The 16,441-nt window shown below is 59.6% G+C and carries 12 protein-coding genes; 8 read left to right on the plus strand and 4 right to left on the minus strand.

Going from position 1 to position 16,441, the window contains the following annotated elements; genetic code table 11:
• Positions 1–14 precede the first annotated feature (14 nt).
• Positions 15–905 (minus strand): AraC family transcriptional regulator, encoded by an 891-nt coding sequence (locus tag AC1D2R_RS06340; protein WP_477965874.1) that lies wholly within the window; start codon positions 903–905, stop codon positions 15–17.
• Positions 906–1,106: 201 nt separating this feature from the next.
• On the opposite strand from AC1D2R_RS06340, the gene melA (AC1D2R_RS06345) reads away from it, so the two are divergent.
• The 6 genes from melA (AC1D2R_RS06345) to melA (AC1D2R_RS06370) all read left to right on the plus strand — a co-directional run bounded on the left by melA (AC1D2R_RS06345) (position 1,107) and on the right by melA (AC1D2R_RS06370) (position 10,109).
• Entirely contained in the window at positions 1,107–2,573 is a 1,467-nt protein-coding gene (gene melA / locus AC1D2R_RS06345; protein WP_477965876.1) for an alpha-galactosidase, read from the plus strand.
• Between the two features lie 124 nt (positions 2,574–2,697).
• On the plus strand, positions 2,698–4,785 hold the full coding sequence (locus AC1D2R_RS06350; protein ID WP_477965878.1) for an ABC transporter substrate-binding protein: 2,088 nt from the start codon (positions 2,698–2,700) through the stop codon (positions 4,783–4,785).
• Positions 4,786–4,896: 111 nt separating this feature from the next.
• A complete protein-coding gene (locus AC1D2R_RS06355) occupies positions 4,897–5,904 on the plus strand; it encodes an ABC transporter permease (protein ID WP_477965880.1) in 1,008 nt (335 codons plus the stop codon).
• Position 5,905: 1 nt separating this feature from the next.
• Complete coding sequence (locus AC1D2R_RS06360; protein WP_477965882.1) at positions 5,906–7,039, plus strand: ABC transporter permease; 1,134 nt, start codon at positions 5,906–5,908, stop codon at positions 7,037–7,039.
• A gap of 10 nt (positions 7,040–7,049) precedes the next feature.
• Positions 7,050–8,717, plus strand: coding sequence for an ABC transporter ATP-binding protein (locus AC1D2R_RS06365; RefSeq protein ID WP_477965884.1), 1,668 nt, complete (start codon positions 7,050–7,052; stop codon positions 8,715–8,717).
• 21 nt (positions 8,718–8,738) lie between these two features.
• The gene (melA, locus tag AC1D2R_RS06370; protein WP_477965886.1) at positions 8,739–10,109 is read left to right on the plus strand and encodes an alpha-galactosidase; all 1,371 of its coding nucleotides are present in this window, start codon (positions 8,739–8,741) and stop codon (positions 10,107–10,109) included.
• Between the two features lie 641 nt (positions 10,110–10,750).
• Here the strand turns inward: melA (AC1D2R_RS06370) and AC1D2R_RS06375 are convergent.
• On the minus strand, positions 10,751–11,632 hold the full coding sequence (locus AC1D2R_RS06375) for an aldo/keto reductase (protein ID WP_477965888.1): 882 nt from the start codon (positions 11,630–11,632) through the stop codon (positions 10,751–10,753).
• A 246-nt stretch (positions 11,633–11,878) separates the two neighbouring features.
• Here AC1D2R_RS06375 and AC1D2R_RS06380 point away from each other — a divergent pair, with 246 nt between their 5' ends.
• Complete coding sequence (locus AC1D2R_RS06380; RefSeq protein ID WP_477965890.1) at positions 11,879–12,292, plus strand: hypothetical protein; 414 nt, start codon at positions 11,879–11,881, stop codon at positions 12,290–12,292.
• 215 nt (positions 12,293–12,507) lie between these two features.
• Here AC1D2R_RS06380 and AC1D2R_RS06385 read toward each other — a convergent pair whose 3' ends face one another.
• Positions 12,508–14,274: an adenylate/guanylate cyclase domain-containing protein gene (locus tag AC1D2R_RS06385; RefSeq protein WP_477965892.1), complete on the minus strand. Its 1,767-nt coding sequence runs from the start codon at positions 14,272–14,274 to the stop codon at positions 12,508–12,510.
• A gap of 714 nt (positions 14,275–14,988) precedes the next feature.
• Between AC1D2R_RS06385 and AC1D2R_RS06390 the strand changes: the two genes are divergently transcribed.
• Complete coding sequence (locus tag AC1D2R_RS06390) at positions 14,989–15,756, plus strand: IS1595 family transposase (RefSeq protein ID WP_477965894.1); 768 nt, start codon at positions 14,989–14,991, stop codon at positions 15,754–15,756.
• On the opposite strand, the gene AC1D2R_RS06395 is transcribed toward AC1D2R_RS06390, so the two are convergent.
• Positions 15,753–16,214 carry a hypothetical protein gene (locus AC1D2R_RS06395; protein WP_477965896.1) on the minus strand — a complete coding sequence of 154 codons (462 nt, stop codon included), beginning with the start codon at positions 16,212–16,214 and terminating at the stop codon, positions 15,753–15,755. The two genes, AC1D2R_RS06390 and AC1D2R_RS06395, sit on opposite strands and share 4 nt — an antisense overlap.
• Positions 16,215–16,441 lie beyond the last annotated feature (227 nt).

Genomic DNA, 16,441 nt, shown 5'->3' on the forward strand with positions numbered 1-16,441 from the left:
CCTCCGGCTCAGCCTCAGCGCCCCCTGCCGACGCTCGCATACATGCCGGTTGTGCGGAATTCGGTAGGGTTGGTGCCGTAGACGCGACGGAAGACCTTGGAGAAGTAGTTGGCATCCTCGAAACCCGAGCGGATCGCAACCTCCTTGATCGACATCTTGTCGGTCTTGGTCAACAGCTTGACGGCGCGCTGCAGGCGTTTCTGCAGAACGAATTCGGCGGGCGGAACACCTTCGCTGGCGGCGAAAATACGCGAGAAATGCGCACGACTGAGGCCTGCCACCTTGGCAAGGTCCTCGACCGGCAACGGACGCTCGAGATTGCCCAAAATGTGGCCGATGACATGTTGCATCGTCCGGTACTCCTCGCTGAAGACGGGATGCGAACCGAAGACGTCGTCATAGAGCGCCATGGCCGCTTCGTAGGCGATCGCCGATGCCCGGCCGGGGGTCTCGGCGCCGTTGATGAGGCGCAGGCTGCAATCGGCCAGGTGTTCGATGGTGCGCGGCTGCAGCTTGAGGATCGGGCCTGTTACCGCGAGAATGGAGCGGTGGACGCGAAGCGCCTCGTCGCCGTTCATTGAGATCCAGAAGAATTCCCATCGCCCGCCATCCTCGAGCCAATAGCGATGGTTGTGCGGAACGAGCACCAATAGCGTTTCGCCCTCCTTCACACGCAACTCGCGATTCTCGTATCTGAGGTTGCCCGCCCCGCCGATCGTGTGTTGGAGTACGGTGAACGGCGTCTGGCCGCGCTTGCGTCCATCCCAGTCGTAGGTCGCATCGTTGCGGATCTCGTAGCCCGTGCTGGTCGGCATCGTGTGCAGAGTCTGTCGGCCCCGCGGCAGCGAAACGGTCCGCATCGCTGGACCTCGATCGATCAATTCCTGCAGCACAGAATTACCCAATAAAGCATAATCCTTCTCTGGCGGCTCCGCCGAATTTGCGCATAATCCGCCTCAAGAGAGAGAACACCGCCAGCATCGAGGAATGGCGGGGAGGAGAATAAGCCGGATTTCTGGCCTTTTTTGGCGCAGTGCGCAAGCCCGGACGCTATTCTTCTTCTCATCCTCCAGCGCCGGCATTTTGATCGCATCGAGGTTAGGATCATGAGTTTCAAAATCGCTATCATTGGCGCGGGTAGCGTCGGTTTCACAAAAAAGCTGTTCACCGACATCCTGTGCGTTCCGGAATTCAGGGAGATCGAATTCGCGCTCACCGACATGAGCGAGCATAACCTCCAGATGATCAAGCAGATCCTCGACACGATCGTCTCTTCCAACAAACTGCCAACCAAGGTAACCGCGACCACCAACCGCCGCGAGGCGCTGGCGGGTGCGCGCTACATCATCAGCTGCGTTCGCGTCGGTGGCCTTGAAGCCTATGCCGACGATATCCGCATCCCGCTGAAATACGGTATCGACCAGTGCGTCGGGGATACGATCTGCGCCGGCGGCATTCTCTATGGTCAGCGTAACATCCCAGTGATCCTCGATTTCTGCAAGGATATCCGCGAAGTCGCCGAACCCGGCGCGAAGTTCCTGAACTACGCGAACCCGATGGCGATGAACACCTGGGCGGCGATCGAATACGGCAAGGTGGATACCGTCGGGCTTTGCCATGGCGTCCAGCACGGCGCCGAGCAGATCGCCGACGTTCTCGGCGCCAAGTCGCGCTCCGAACTGGACTACATCTGCTCGGGCATCAACCATCAGACCTGGTTCATCGACCTGCGCCTCAACGGCCGAAAGATCGGCAAGGACGAACTGGTCGCCGCCTTCGAGGCGCACCCGGTTTTCTCGCAGCAGGAAAAACTGCGCATCGACGTGCTGAAGCGCTTCGGCGTCTATTCGACGGAAAGCAACGGCCACCTGTCGGAATATCTGCCCTGGTACCGCAAGCGCCCGGACGAGATTACCAAATGGATCGACATGTCCGACTGGATTCACGGCGAAACCGGCGGCTACCTTCGCCACTCGACGGAAACGCGCAACTGGTTCGAAACGGAATTCCCGCAGTTCCTCGCCTCGGCCGAAAAGCCGATCGATCCTTCCAAGCGCTCGAACGAGCATGCAAGCCATATTCTTGAGGCGCTGGAGACCAATCGCGTCTATCGCGGCCACTTCAACGTCAAGAACAATGGCGTCATCACCAACCTGCCGGCCGATGCGATTATCGAGTCGCCCGGTTTCGTCGACCGCTTCGGCATCAACATGGTCTCCGGCATCACCATCCCGGAAGCCTGTGCGGCGACCTGCATCGCCTCGATCAACGTTCAGCGCATGTCGGTGCATGCCGCCGTCAGCGGCGATATCGACCTCCTGAAGCTGGCCGTCTTGCACGACCCGCTGGTTGGTGCCGTCTCGACGCCGGAGGAAGTCTGGCAAATGGTCGATGAAATGGTCGTCGCCCAGGCCCGCTGGCTGCCGCAATATGCCGATGCCGTTCCCGGAGCCAAGGAGCGCTTGGCGAAATCGACCGTGAAGACCCGCGACTGGGCCGGTGCGGCCCGCCGCAACGTACGCTCGATCGACGAGTTGCGTGCCGAAAAGGCGGCGCTCAAGCAGGCCGTCTGATTGATCCATCGGACGGGCGGCGATGGGATTCCGGGAGGGAGAGCCATCGCCACCGACCCGTGCCTGGATCGTTTTGAGGAGAACCGGGGCAGCCCAAAGCGCTCCGTAACAAGAGGGAGAAACGATGACAAATTTCCGCAACCTTGGCATTCTTGCCGGACTGGCGCTGAGCGTCTCGGTCCAGGCTTTGAGCGCCTATGCTTCAGAGCCGACAGCGCCGCCCGCCCCGCCGCAGTTCCCGGCGGAAGGCAAGATCAAGTACGTATCGAGAGATTCAATCGAAGAGTTCAAGGCGCTGCCTGAATATCACGAGCCGGACTGGGTGACGAAAAACTTCGTCGACAGTGGCAAGCTGCCGCCCGTTAAGGATCGCCTGCCCAAAGAACCTCTCGTCTTCAAGACCGAAAACATGGTCGACGGCGTCGGCGTTTATGGCGATACCCTTCGCCATGTCATCGGCGGACGGCCGGAAGGCTGGAACTACGGTGCTGGCCAGACGCAGGGTTGGGGCGGCATCGATATCGGCCTGTCCGAGTGCCTGACGCGCACGGCGCCGCTCTTCCAGGTCCAGGCAAAGGACACCGAACCGCTTCCGAACCTCGCCAAGAGCTGGGACTGGTCCGAGGACGGCCATAAGCTCACCATGCACCTTGTCGAAGGCGCGAAATGGTCGGACGGCGTAGCCTTCAACGCCGACGACATCATGTTCTATTGGGACGACGAGGTCATCGATCCGAATGTCTCGCCGCTTGGCGGCGGTGCATCGCCGGAAGCCTTCGGCGAGGGAACGACCCTAAGGAAGATCGACGACTACACCGTCGAATGGACATTCAAGGACGCCTTCCCGAAGCAGTACCTCTATACGATGTCCTATCCGAGCTTCTGCCCTGGTCCGGCTCATATTCTGAAGCCGCAGCATCCGAAGTATTCGAAGAACACCTACGACCAGTTCAAGAACGCCTTTCCACCTGAGTACATGAACCTACCGGTCATGGGTGCCTGGGTGCCGGTCGAATATCGTCCGGATGATATCATCGTGATGCGCCGTAATCCCTACTACTGGAAGGTCGACGAGAAGGGCAACCAGCTGCCATATCTCAACGAACTGCATTACAAGCTCTCTACCTGGGCTGACCGGGACGTGCAGGCCGTCGCCGGTTCGGGCGATATTTCCAACCTGGAACAGCCGGAGAACTTCGTGGCGTCGCTGAAGCGCGCTGCCGAGAAGACGGCGCCGGCGCGCCTTGCCTTCGGCCCGCGCCTGATCGGTTACAACATGCGCATGAACCTCTCCGCCAACGGTTGGGGCGATCCCGATGCGCGCGGCCAGGCCGTTCGCGAACTGAACCGCAATGAAGACTTCCGCAAGGCGGTTACCATGGGTCTCGACCGCAAGGCGATCGGCGATTCCCTGGTCAAGGGTCCGTTCACGGCAATCTACCCGGGCGGCCTGTCTTCTGGCACGAGCTTTTACGATCGCAAATCCGTCGTCTATTACCCCTTCGATCTGAAGGGTGCCAAGGCGCTGCTGGCCAAGGCCGGTCTGAAGGATACCGACGGTGATGGTTTCGTAAACTTCCCCGCGGCGACTGAAGGCGGCAAGAACGTTGAGATCGTGCTTCTGGTCAACAATGCCTACGCCACGGACAAGAGCCTTGCCGAAGGCGTGATTGGACAGATGGAAAAGCTCGGCCTGAAGGTCATCCTCAATGCTCTGGACGGTCCCAAGCGTGATGATGCCCACTACGCCGGCCGTTTCGACTGGCTCATCCAGCGCAGCTCGCCCGAACTCGCCTCGGTGGTACAGAACACCGAACAGCTTGCCCCCGTTGGCCCGCGTACGAGCTGGCAGCATCGTGCCGGCAAGGATGGCAAAGTCGATCTGATGCCCTACGAACAGAAACTGGTTGATATCGTCACGAAGTTCCAGACCAGCCGGGACAACAATGAGCGCGTCGACCTGATGAAACAGTACCAGAAGGTCGCGACCGAGAATGTCGATACGGTCGGCCTCACGGAGTATCCGGGTGCATTGATCGTCAACAAGCGCTTCTCGAACGTGCCGGAGGGTACTCCGATCTTCATGTTCAACTGGGCCGAGGACTCGGTCATCCGCGAACGTCTTTGGGTGGCAGCCGACAAGCAGGGCAAATACGAGTTGTTCCCCGGACAGCTGCCCGGCAAGCCCGGCGACAAAGGCCCGGTCAACTAAGCGTTCTCCTCCCAACAAAGCCACCGGTCGCGCGTGATGCGCGACCGGCCAAGATCAACAAGCCGGCCGCAGGTATTGCGCGACTGGCCGCAATGAGAAGCGAACAGTCAGATGTTCCGATTCCTGCTCGTGCGCATAGCCTCCGCGATCCCGGTCCTGATCATACTCAGCATTGTGACCTTCGCGATCATTCAGGCGCCGCCCGGCGATTATGCCGACTACATCCGTTCGCAGCTGATCAATCAAAGTGGTGCATCCTTCGCGCAGGCCGACGAACAGGCTCAGGCCTACCGCATTGCGCATGGCCTCGATCAGCCAATGGTCATCCAGTATTTCAACTGGATCAAGGGCATCGTTACGCATGGCGATTTCGGCTACAGCATGTTCTACAACAAACCGGTGGCCGACGTGGTTGCCGAGCGCCTGCCGCGCACTCTGGCGCTTGCCCTGGTCTGTCACATCCTGGCCTCGGTGCTTGGCATCGGCTTCGGCATCTGGGCGGCAACACGGCAATATTCCTGGATCGACAGCCTTCTTTCGGGCGTCTCCTTCCTTGGCATGACGGTGCCGCGCTTCCTGATGGCGCTGATCATCGTCTACCTCCTGGTTTTCCAGTTCAATGTCTCTGAGATCGGCAGCTTCTTCTCGCCGCAATATGGCGGAGCGCCGTGGTCCTGGGCAAAATTCATCGATCTCGTCAGACATGTCTGGCCCGTCGTCGCGATCGCCACGTTCGGCGGGCTCGCCTACAACATGCGCGTCATGCGCGGCAATCTGCTCGATACGCTGAACGCCCAGTACGTCGAGACGGCCAAGGCCAAGGGGCTCACCGGCGCAGCCGTCGTTATGCGACATGCGGTGCCGAACGCGCTGCACCCGCTGGTGATGTACCAGGGGGTCGTGCTCCCCTACATGCTCACCGGCGAGATCGAGACTGCGATCATCTTCTCGCTTCCAACCGTCGGGCCGGCGATCGTCGGCTCCATGGCGATCGGCGACGTCTATGTGACGGCTACATTCATGATGGTGCTCTCCGCCACGTTGATTGTCGGCAACATCATTGCCGATATGCTGCTTGCCATGCTGGACCCGCGCGTCCGCCAGTACGGAGGAGCCTGATATGCTCGCCTTCGATTCCGCTCCCCCTCCGCCGCACGAAGAATCCGTTAGGAATGCGCCTTACGGCAACGAAAGCTATCTTGCGCTTGTCTGGCGGCGATTGAGACGCTCCTGGACCGGCATGATGGGTCTTGTCCTCGTCGGCCTCCTACTCCTCATGGCGATCTTCGCGGACTTCGTCGCGCCCATGGATCCGAAGGCGACGGATGTCGGCTTTGCGCCGCCGCAGGTGATCACCTTCCGCGACAAAGACGGCAACCTCACCTATCCGCCGCGCGTCTATGCACTCGGCGAATCCGAGGAACTCGACCCCGTTACCTTCCAGCCGATCGTCGGTCCCGACTACGACAATCCGCGCAATCTCGGCTTCTTCGTGACGGGCGCTGACTACAAGCTTTTTGGTCTCATTCCGGCCAGCCGCCATTTCTTCGGTTCGGTCGACGGCCAGCCTGTCCATTTTCTCGGAACCGACAAGTTCGGCCGTGACGTGCTCTCGCGCGCCATCATCGGATCGCGGATTTCGCTGACGATCGCGCTCACCGTCGTGTTCATCGTCACCGTGATCGGCACGACCGTCGGCATGGTGTCAGGGTATTTCGGCGGCTCCTTCGATACCTGGGTGCAGCGCTTCGTCGAGGTGGTGCTGGCCTTCCCGCAGCTGCCGCTCTACCTGGCGCTGACCTCGCTCATCCCGGTCACCGCACCCACTAATGTCTTCCTCGGTTTCGTGATCATCGTCATGTCAGCGCTCGGCTGGGCGCAGATGTCGCGCGAGGTTCGTGGCAAGACGCTGGCACTCGCCCGCATCGATTATGTGCGGGCCGCCATGGCCGTGGGCGCAACCGACCGGCGGATCATCTTCCAGCACATCTTCCCGAACGTGATGAGCCATGTGATCGTTGCCGTGACGCTGCACATTCCCAGTGTCGTGCTGCTGGAATCCTTCCTCGGTTTCCTCGGCTTCGCGGTGAAACCGCCGCTGATTTCCTGGGGCCTGATGCTGCAGGACACGGCGAACTATTCCGTGATCGGCACCTATCCCTGGATCCTCGCACCCGTCGGCTTCGTGTTGATCACCGTCTTCGCCTTCAATGCGCTGGGCGACGGTCTGCGCGACGCAGTCGATCCCTATTGAGGTGACCAACATGGCTCTTGCACTCGTCAACTCCTTCGCCCCGCCCGTTCGCCTCGATCACGATGGGCGCACGGAAAGCCCGGTCATCGACGCCCGCAATATCGGCGTGAATTTCAAGGTCGAGCATGGCACCGTGGAGGCAGTAAAGGATATCTCTTTCCAGCTCTACCGTGGTGAGACCATCGCCATCGTCGGCGAATCCGGCTCCGGCAAATCCGTGACGGCCCGTACGGTCATGGGGCTTCTGTCGAAGCGGGCCGTGGTCGCGCCGAAGTCGACCGTCGAATATGACGGCGCCAACATCCTCAAATTTTCCGAGCGCGACCGTCGCAAGCTGCGTGGCGACCGCATCTCGATGATCTTCCAGGAGCCGATGAGTTCGCTGAACCCGATCTATACCATCGGCAGCCAGATCGTCGAGGCGATCCGCGTGCATCGCAAGATGAGCAGGAAGCAGGCCCAAGCCCGTGCGCTGGACCTTCTGAGGCATGTCCAGATCCCTGATCCGGAGGCGCGGCTGAACCAATATCCGCATCAGCTTTCCGGCGGCCACCGGCAACGCGTCATGATCGCCATGGCGTTATCCAATGACCCCGATGTTCTGATTGCCGACGAGCCGACGACGGCGCTCGACGTCACCGTGCAGGCGCAGATCCTGAACCTCATCCGCAACCTGCAGAAGGAAATGCGGATGGCAGTGATCCTGATCACTCACGATCTAACGGTCGTGCGGCAGTTTTCCGACTACGTCTACGTGATGCAGCACGGGGAGATGCGCGAGCACAACACCACGGACAAGCTGTTTGCCAATCCGCAGCACGCCTATACCAAGCACCTGCTCGGCTCCGAGCCGCGCGGCCAAGCCAATCCGCTGCCGGAGGGCTCCGACGTTCTTCTCGACGCCAAGGGCGTGCGCGTTTCCTTCATGCTGCGCCACGGCACCTTCTTCAAGCCGGAGCTGAAGGAGCTTGTCGCGGTCGACAGCCTGGATCTGACGCTTCGCCGCCACGAAACGCTGGGCCTTGTCGGCGAGTCCGGTTCGGGCAAGACGACGTTCGGCCAGGCGCTTCTCCGGCTCAACGACACCGACAACGGCGAAATCTATTTCGACCATCAGCCGATCCACGGCCGCTCACGTTCCGAAATGCGTCCACTGCGCTCGCGCATGCAGGTGGTTTTCCAGGATCCGTTCTCTTCGCTCAATCCGCGCATGACGATCGGCCAGATCATCGAGGAAGGGTTGGTCGTCAACAAGCTCGGGGCGACCAAGGCCGAGCGGCTCGATCGGGTGCGCGAGGCGCTGATTGCAGCGGGTATGCCGGGCAACATCCTCTCCCGCTTCCCGCACGAGTTTTCAGGTGGCCAGCGCCAGCGCATCGCGATTGCCCGTGCCATAGCGCTCGAGCCTGAATTCATCCTGCTCGACGAACCGACATCGGCTCTCGACCTTTCCGTCCAGGCGCAGATCATCGAACTGCTGCGCAGGCTGCAGGACGAGCGGGGTCTGAGCTACCTCTTCATTTCGCACGATCTCAAGGTCGTGCGTGCCCTCTGCCACCGTGTGATCGTCATGCAGCATGGCAAGATCATGGAAGAGGGTCCCGTCAACGAAGTCCTGTCCCATCCCAAGACTGCCTACACCGAACGGCTCGTCAAAGCCGCTTTCGAGGTAGCCTGATTGCACATGCCGGAGGTTATAATGGCAAGAAATCCCAAGATCACATTCATCGGAGCTGGCTCCACCGTTTTCATGAAGAACATCATCGGAGACGTGCTCCAGCGCCCGGCGCTGTCGGGTGCGACGATTGCCCTGATGGACATCAATCCGCAGCGACTGGAAGAAAGCGCCATCGTCGTCAACAAGCTGATCTCGACGCTCGGCGTCAAGGCAACGGCCGAGACCTATTCGGACCAGCGCAAGGCGCTGGCCGGTGCCGACTTCGTCGTCGTCGCCTTCCAGATCGGCGGCTACGAGCCCTGCACGGTCACCGACTTCGAGATCCCCAGGAAGTTTGGCCTGCGCCAGACGATTGCCGACACGCTCGGCGTCGGCGGCATCATGCGCGGCCTGCGCACCGTGCCGCATCTGTGGAAGATCTGCGAGGACATGCTCGCCGTCTGCCCCGAGGCGATCATGCTGCAATACGTCAACCCGATGGCGATCAACACCTGGGCGATTTCGGAGAAGTATCCCACGATCAGACAGGTCGGACTCTGCCACTCGGTGCAGGGCACGGCGATGGAACTGGCCCACGACCTCGACATTCCCTACGAGGAGATCCGCTACCGCTCTGCCGGTATCAATCACATGGCCTTCTATCTGAAGTTCGAGCATCGCCAGCCCGATGGTTCCTACAAGAACCTCTATCCGGATCTGGTCCGTGCCTACCGCGACGGCCGCGCGCCGAAGCCTGGCTGGAATCCGCGCTGCCCCAACAAGGTGCGCTACGAGATGCTCACTCGCCTCGGCTACTTCGTCACCGAAAGCTCGGAGCATTTCGCCGAGTATACGCCGTACTTCATCAAGGAGGGCCGCGAGGACCTCATCGAGAAGTTCGGCATTCCACTCGACGAATATCCGAAGCGCTGCATCGAGCAGATCGCTCGCTGGAAGGGGCAGGCGGAAGCCTACCGCTCAGCCGACAAGATCGAAGTCGCGCAGTCGAAGGAGTATGCTTCCTCGATCATCAATTCGGTCTGGACCGGCGAACCCTCGGTCATCTACGGCAACGTCCGGAACAACGGTTGCATCACCTCGCTCCCTGACAACTGCGCGGCCGAGGTTCCCTGCCTGGTCGATGCCTCGGGCATCCAGCCGACCTTCATTGGCGACCTGCCGCCGCAGCTGACCGCGCTGATCCGCACCAACATCAACGTCCAGGAGCTGACTGTTCAGGCATTGATGACCGAGAATCGCGAGCACATCTACCACGCCGCGATGATGGACCCTCATACGGCAGCCGAGCTTGATCTCGACCAGATCTGGGCGATGACAGATGAATTGCTTGCCACCCACGGCGACTGGCTGCCCGCCTGGGCTCGCACCGACCGCAAGGTTCAGGCTGCCTGACCAACTCTCTCCCGGTCTTGCGCCTCAAGAAGTCCCGCGGCCTTGCCGCGGGGCTTTTTGCCCTCCGCTCAGCGTGGTCTTGGCTGGAGATCGCTAAAACCGACCTCAGGGCATCCGCGAACGTTGGCGAAGGTTATTTCGCGTCGGTCGCCCCACCCCGTCAGTCCTCGTAACGTCACCACGTTCTCATCACGATAGACAACATCGGTCCTGTAGATTCCGGCGCGCCTGGCGCGATTTGTGGCCTGACTGACGTTGCATTGGCCTTCCGACGGCATGACGTGCCACGTGGTCGTTCCCCTGCCATCGGGACGCCAGACGTCCGATGCGCCAGACGCCATCGTCGGCAATGAAACAGCAATGGAAATGAGTGTCGTACGGAAAGCGGCTTTCAAAATCTGCGACCCCACGTTGCGCCCGGTCCGCTTTCCAAGCCACTATAATCACGCAGCGGAAACGCTTCCCATTAAGATAGACGGTGAAATGTTTCGCGCAACCACGCGTCGGTGTGTCTGACGTCGAAGTTTGCAAACAAGGCTAAGCTTTGCTTGTGGATGGGCTCCTCGGACACGGTGGCCCGGCTTTTTGATGCTCGATGGACAACGAACATATCCAAGGTTCGACTGTGCCGCTCCGGTCGTTTAACTTGCACGGAAGGCTTTCCGGCCCTCCGCGTCAAGGGCACTGAACTGCTCGTCGGTTAGGACCACATCCGCCGCGCGGACATTCTCCTCCAGGTGCTTAACTTTCGAGGTGCCGGGAATGGGAAGCATCACTCGGCTACGCTTCAGCACCCACGCAAGGGCGATCTGACTCGGAGATACCCCATGTTGCTTGGCGACTGTATCGAGCAAGGATCCAGGCTTTGCCAGTTCCCCGGCCGCGAGCGGGTACCACGGAATGAAGCCGATGCCGTGCTTGGAGCAATAGTCCAGAACGTCCTCGCTTGTACGGTCGACGAGATTGTATCTGTTCTGCACGGTGGCAACTTTAAAGATCTTTGATGCGGCCTCGATATCGGCCACCGACACCTCGCTCAGTCCGGCATGGCGTATCAACCCGGAATCCACGAGGGACTTAATCGTATCAAACTGCTCCTTCGCCGGAACCTTGGGATCGATCCGGTGTAGTTGCCAAAGATCGATCTGCTCAACGCCCAGGTTGCGCAGGCTCTTGTGCACTTGCTGGATTAGATACTCTGGTCGGCCCAATGGAAGCCAGATGTCTGGTCCGTGCCGGGTGAGCCCGCCTTTCGTGGCGACAATGGATCCATCATTATAGGGATGAAGCGCTTCCTTGATGAGCCATTCGGAAACGTCCGGCCCATATGAATCCGCCGTGTCGATGAAGTTCACGCCGAGAGATGGAAGGCGCTTCAGTGCCCGGATTGCCTCATCGTGGTCCGCGGGAAGTCCCCAGATACCCGGTCCCGTCACTCGCATGGCGCCAAAACCAAGCCGGTGCACTTCGATGTCGCCACCGATCTTAAACGTTCCTGATTTTGCTGCGCTATACTCGGTCATCCCCAAACCCTCCGTCGACGTGTGCTGCTGCCGCCATCCCTTCAACGTAGGGGGCCATAGCAGTTGTTAAAGGCGGTTCGCCGTAATTATTGTAGTCGGGTTGATCATGAATACCGAGCCCACAAGTCTCTTTCATTATGGCTCCCCATCGTTTCGACTGGCCCGCAATTTTCGCTGCACAGAGGTTTACGAAGCCGAATGTTCTCTATATGTTCTCGTGAGTTCAGGCCGCTCACGAGTGTTCAAATGACGATAGACTTGAGATTGCATCGGGATCAGAAACACTTGGCGCTAGCAAAGTTGGCCGCGCTGCCCGAAGATCACCCCTTACGTGAAAAATACGAGCTTTGGATACGAGATCTTGATATCAGCCTGGGAGAATCTGTCACCGCCGCAGTTCAGGATAAGGCTTCTATCGCTGACAGGATGCCAGTCGAGAGGCCACAAATTCAGACTAAGGGCTCCGTTGGCTCAATCGCAAATGGTGTAGGTACAACACCATCCGGCAGGCCATCGATCGTGGCTTCGGACAGCTCGATGGGTTCGCCTTGGATGCATCGGCTCGATGAGCAAGACGAAGATGGGCAGGATCACGTCATAGAAAGACTGCGATCCGAAAACCAGCTTCTCCGAATTCTGCTAGAACGATTTGACGGCTAGGACCCCTGGCATCGCAGTGGTGCGCTACGTAGTATTTCGGCATTAGGTAGCAAAAACCACCAAAAACGACCTACGCATATCAATTAGAAGAAAAATTCCAGACAAACTTCCGAGAATGCCTGTTGATCGCGCGGCAGCCTTGCGTGTGCGCCCTCGTCGGGATTCGCCCAAAGCGGGTCCTTTCGCGAGGTGGCCGTCTAGCCTAGCGCCACATTTCATTCTTCCGGCATACCGGCGAGCTGCAATCCGTCGAGGATGGGTTCCATGCGTTCCAGAATCTTGGCGGGTTGGCCGGCGCGGAGGCGAGCGACGGTGACGCCAGGCGAAAAGGCATTCAGGCCTGCAAGATGCCGTCGGGCTTCCTCCATGCGTCCGAGCTTTGCGTTGGCCGCAATCATCATCCAGAAGCATGGACCGTAATAGGCATTCGCTGCCATGGATTTGCGCGCCAAGGCCAGAGCCTCTTCATAATTGCCGCGGACCATTTCGACATGAGCCAGCCCGGTAAGGTTCCAGTGAGCACCAAGACTGTTCGGACTCAGTCGTTCGGCGCGCAGGAAATATGTGACCGCTTCATCGAGACTGCCGCAATGGAGGTTCGCGACGCCCGCAAAATTGACCACATCGAGGTTGTTGGGGTTGAAGGCGACTGCCTGGCGTACCAGCTCGAAGCCTCGATCATATTCTTTCAGGTACTGGATCAAGGTGTTGCCGCAGATACCCGCAACGGTAGCGTCACCGTGGCCATGGACAAGCGCCCGTTCGATGTAGTTTTCGCAGACGGCTCGCTGATCCTCAACGCCGGCCAACTTCCAGCCCAGGGTCCCGCGTTGCATAAGCAGCCCGACTGCCGTCGCAAGGTAGGTTGCGTTGTTCGGCTCAAGGGCAATTGCCTTGTTGATCAGAGTGAGGCCGTCGTGGTTCCGCGCCGGTGTGTCGGAGTAGAAGTACAGCATGGTTTGGAGGTAGAAGTCATAGGCCTCAATGCTTTCTGGCCGTTCCCTTCGTGAAAGCGCGATTTCGGCAATCTTGATCTGCGGCTCAACGATCGCCACGACGCATTCGGTAATGCGATCCTGGAAGTCAAAAACATCTTCCGTCGAGCCATCATAGTGCTCTGCCCACAGGTGCGCGCCGGTCGCGCCTTCGACGAGTTGTGCGGTGATGCGCAACCGGCTATCGGCACGTCGAATGCTGCCTTCAAGTACGTAGCGCACGCCAAGCTCTTGCGCGACCTGGCGACTGTCGATGGCCTGTCCCTTGTAAATGAATGAAGAATTGCGCGCGATAACAGCGAAGGAGCGGAAGCGACTGAGCGCAGTTATTATGTCTTCGACGACTCCGTCGGCGAAATACTCCTGATCCACATCGCCGCTGATGTTCTGGAAGGGAAGAACGGCCAACGACGGGCGCATGCTGTCTCCCGTCTTGAGCGGAACGACTGATTTCGCTGCCGTTGACCGAGGCGGACGCCATTTCCAGATGTGGATGGGTCTGTCGATGTTTTTCAGCCGAACCCCGCCGCCGTCCTCGAACAATGCGTTGACGCGGCCAACAATGCTCTCCTTGACAATCGCGGCGATGCAGATGCCACCAGGCTCTGCCAATGGCTCGAGTCGGGCGGCAACGTTGACCCCGTCGCCATAGATGTCGCCGCCGTCGAATGTCACATCGCCGAGGTTTATCCCGATCCGCAGTACGATTTCCGGGGGCGGGGCATCGACATTGCCGGCTCTGTTCTGCAATGCCAGTGCGCAATTGACCGCATCCACGACGCTGTCAAATCGGACGAGTGAGCCATCACCCATCAGCTTGACGAGACGGCCGTTATGGCTCGCAACGGTTGGATCGAAGACACACTGCCGGTGACGTTTCAAGGCGGCCAGAGTGGCGGTTTCATCGGTCGCCATCATGCGAGAATAACCGACGACGTCCGCCGCCAGGATTGCCGCCAACCTCCGATCGACATGATCATGGCTCATCGTGTCTCTCTCCCGCTCAAGAGAGCATAACGCCCACCCAAGTGCGATCCAAGATAGAGATCGAATTCTGGAGCAAGAAAGTCCTCTCGAACTGGTTCCGGCATCGCGAGTGATCGGGTGTATCCAATGCTGCTCAGACTAGCCCTCGAGCAGCGCTTCGAGGAAGGATCGGAAGAAGACGATGCACGAAAGTACGATTTCCGTCACGGCGAGGAAGGGTGACGGCTTTGGGGCGACTGATGGCATGAACAGCGACCAGGCGTGCGTTTGTCGGCTTTCGACAATTAACCATTTAAATCTCCTCCGATCGACTCCTGCTGCAAGCGCCGCCGATCCGCTGTGCCTGCCGTCGACTTCTGGAGCCCCGCACGCTGCGATGTTGGCCGTCAGTGCTTTGGGCGGGGGCTTGGAAATACGCCGCCCGACCTTCCTCCGGATCGCGGAGGGGTTGAGCCATGGCGAAACCCGAAGACACGCCCAAGGGCCAGCACTTCCTGCTCTCGCCAGAGTGCCGAACGCTGACGGTGCTCGATCTCGCCAGGATGCGGGATACGACTGCCTACAACTGGTTTAAGCGCCTGCGCTGGCATGAGACAGAGGGCGAGGCTTATTGCCCCAAGTGTGGAACGCTGCGGTGCCACACGATGAGCCGCAATCGCTTCAAGTGCACCGAGAAGACCTGCAAGAGCGTGTTTCAGCGTCACCTCAGGCACGGTGTTCCATGCACGCAAGCTGAGCTTCAAGAAGATGCTTATCGCCATCTGGTTCTCGGCGAACTCGGTGAAGGGCAAGGCCGCTCTCCAGCTCTCACGCGAGATCGGCGTCCAATACAAGACCGCTTGGGTGCTCCTGATGAAACTGCGCGAGGCCATCGCCTGGCGCAGGGAGGAGATGGTGCTCGATGGCGAGGTCGAGATTGACGGCAAATACGCTGGTGGCCACGTCCGTCCTGAGAACAAGGCCGAGGATCGCATCGACCGCCGTCTCAAGAAATACCAGAACATGAAGCGTCTGTGCGCTCTTGCGATCCGCCAGCGAGGACTGGGAGGAAAGACGTTCACCCGCGTCATCCGTGACGAAGATGGCGACGCCGCGTGGGCGGTCGTCCGAAATCACGTGTCGAGGGAGGCAACAGTCTTCGCGGACGAGGATGGCAGCTACAACGACCTGGCTGGCCTGAACAAGCTTCAGCACGTCAACCACTCAAAGGCCTATCAGACGGAAGACGGCATCAACACCAATCAGGTCGAGAGCTTCTTCTCGCGGGTCCAGCGGGCGTACGTCGGCATCCATCATCGGTTTTCGTTGAAGTACTTCGACTGGTACGTGGCCGAACTCGCGTGGCGCGAGGATTGCCGTGAGGTGAGCAATCGAGGCCATACCTTCCAGTTGCTTGGGAAGGCACTGTCCCGCCCGACATCCCGCTATTTGTGCGGATACTGGCAGGGCAACAGTCCGCCAGACCTGATCTGGGAAGGCTAAGCTGCAACCTCCCACAGAACCTTACGGCCGTCGAACTGGCCGGACTGCCGAACGCGTCCCGCAGTCGTCAGTTGGGTCAGGACCGCCGACAGGCGGTGTGCGACGTCTGAGAGGTTCGCTGGCTCGCTCGGGATGCCTAGCTTGGCCGCAAACTTCGCTGCGCAATCGGCTACCGAAATCGGTTCTCCAGCTTCGCGGAGTACCTCCAAGACGGCTTGGCGTTTGTTCACACTGCTCATCGCCGCTTTCACCTCAGATGACGGCAGCTTGTCCTTTCGAGGCCGATCACCGCGCTCTTTCCCGGCCAGTGCCGATGCCTGGTAGGCAGGCTCATAGCTCAAGATGACGCGATCCAGTGCATTCATCAGTCCCTGAATCTCGGTTTGCTCCATTGCAATCTGCTGCAACCTTTCGGCCAACGCGGCCCGCTTCCGCTTCAACTCATACGCTACACTCATTCGAGGCTCCATTTTCACAGGAACCAAGGTAGCCGCGATGCCATTTTAGGTCTGGTGGTTTTTGCTACCTAATGCCGTAGTACTTTGAAGGGCGATCAGAGCTAGCATCTCGCGTTTTGGGGTGCCGAGCTGCTCAAGTAGAGGGCACGACTTCCCGACTGCGAGCGCGTCGTGTTAGCGCGACCTCCCTCGATCCTCCGGCATGTTAGATCGGAAGTTTGCTCCAC

It is taken from the genome of Rhizobium sp. P1_C7, from assembly GCF_056406295.1.

What these genes read in the sequence shown, in the direction of transcription:
- melA (WP_477965876.1), top strand. Translation starts at nt 1,107, where the DNA reads ATGAGTTTCAAAATCGCTATCATTGGCGCGGGTAGCGTCGGTTTCACA.
- AC1D2R_RS06350 (WP_477965878.1), top strand. Translation starts at nt 2,698, where the DNA reads ATGACAAATTTCCGCAACCTTGGCATTCTTGCCGGACTGGCGCTGAGC.
- AC1D2R_RS06355 (WP_477965880.1), top strand. Translation starts at nt 4,897, where the DNA reads ATGTTCCGATTCCTGCTCGTGCGCATAGCCTCCGCGATCCCGGTCCTG.
- AC1D2R_RS06360 (WP_477965882.1), top strand. Translation starts at nt 5,906, where the DNA reads ATGCTCGCCTTCGATTCCGCTCCCCCTCCGCCGCACGAAGAATCCGTT.
- AC1D2R_RS06365 (WP_477965884.1), top strand. Translation starts at nt 7,050, where the DNA reads ATGGCTCTTGCACTCGTCAACTCCTTCGCCCCGCCCGTTCGCCTCGAT.
- melA (WP_477965886.1), top strand. Translation starts at nt 8,739, where the DNA reads ATGGCAAGAAATCCCAAGATCACATTCATCGGAGCTGGCTCCACCGTT.
- AC1D2R_RS06375 (WP_477965888.1), bottom strand. Translation starts at nt 11,632, where the DNA reads ATGACCGAGTATAGCGCAGCAAAATCAGGAACGTTTAAGATCGGTGGC.
- AC1D2R_RS06380 (WP_477965890.1), top strand. Translation starts at nt 11,879, where the DNA reads ATGACGATAGACTTGAGATTGCATCGGGATCAGAAACACTTGGCGCTA.
- AC1D2R_RS06385 (WP_477965892.1), bottom strand. Translation starts at nt 14,274, where the DNA reads ATGAGCCATGATCATGTCGATCGGAGGTTGGCGGCAATCCTGGCGGCG.
- AC1D2R_RS06395 (WP_477965896.1), bottom strand. Translation starts at nt 16,214, where the DNA reads ATGAGTGTAGCGTATGAGTTGAAGCGGAAGCGGGCCGCGTTGGCCGAA.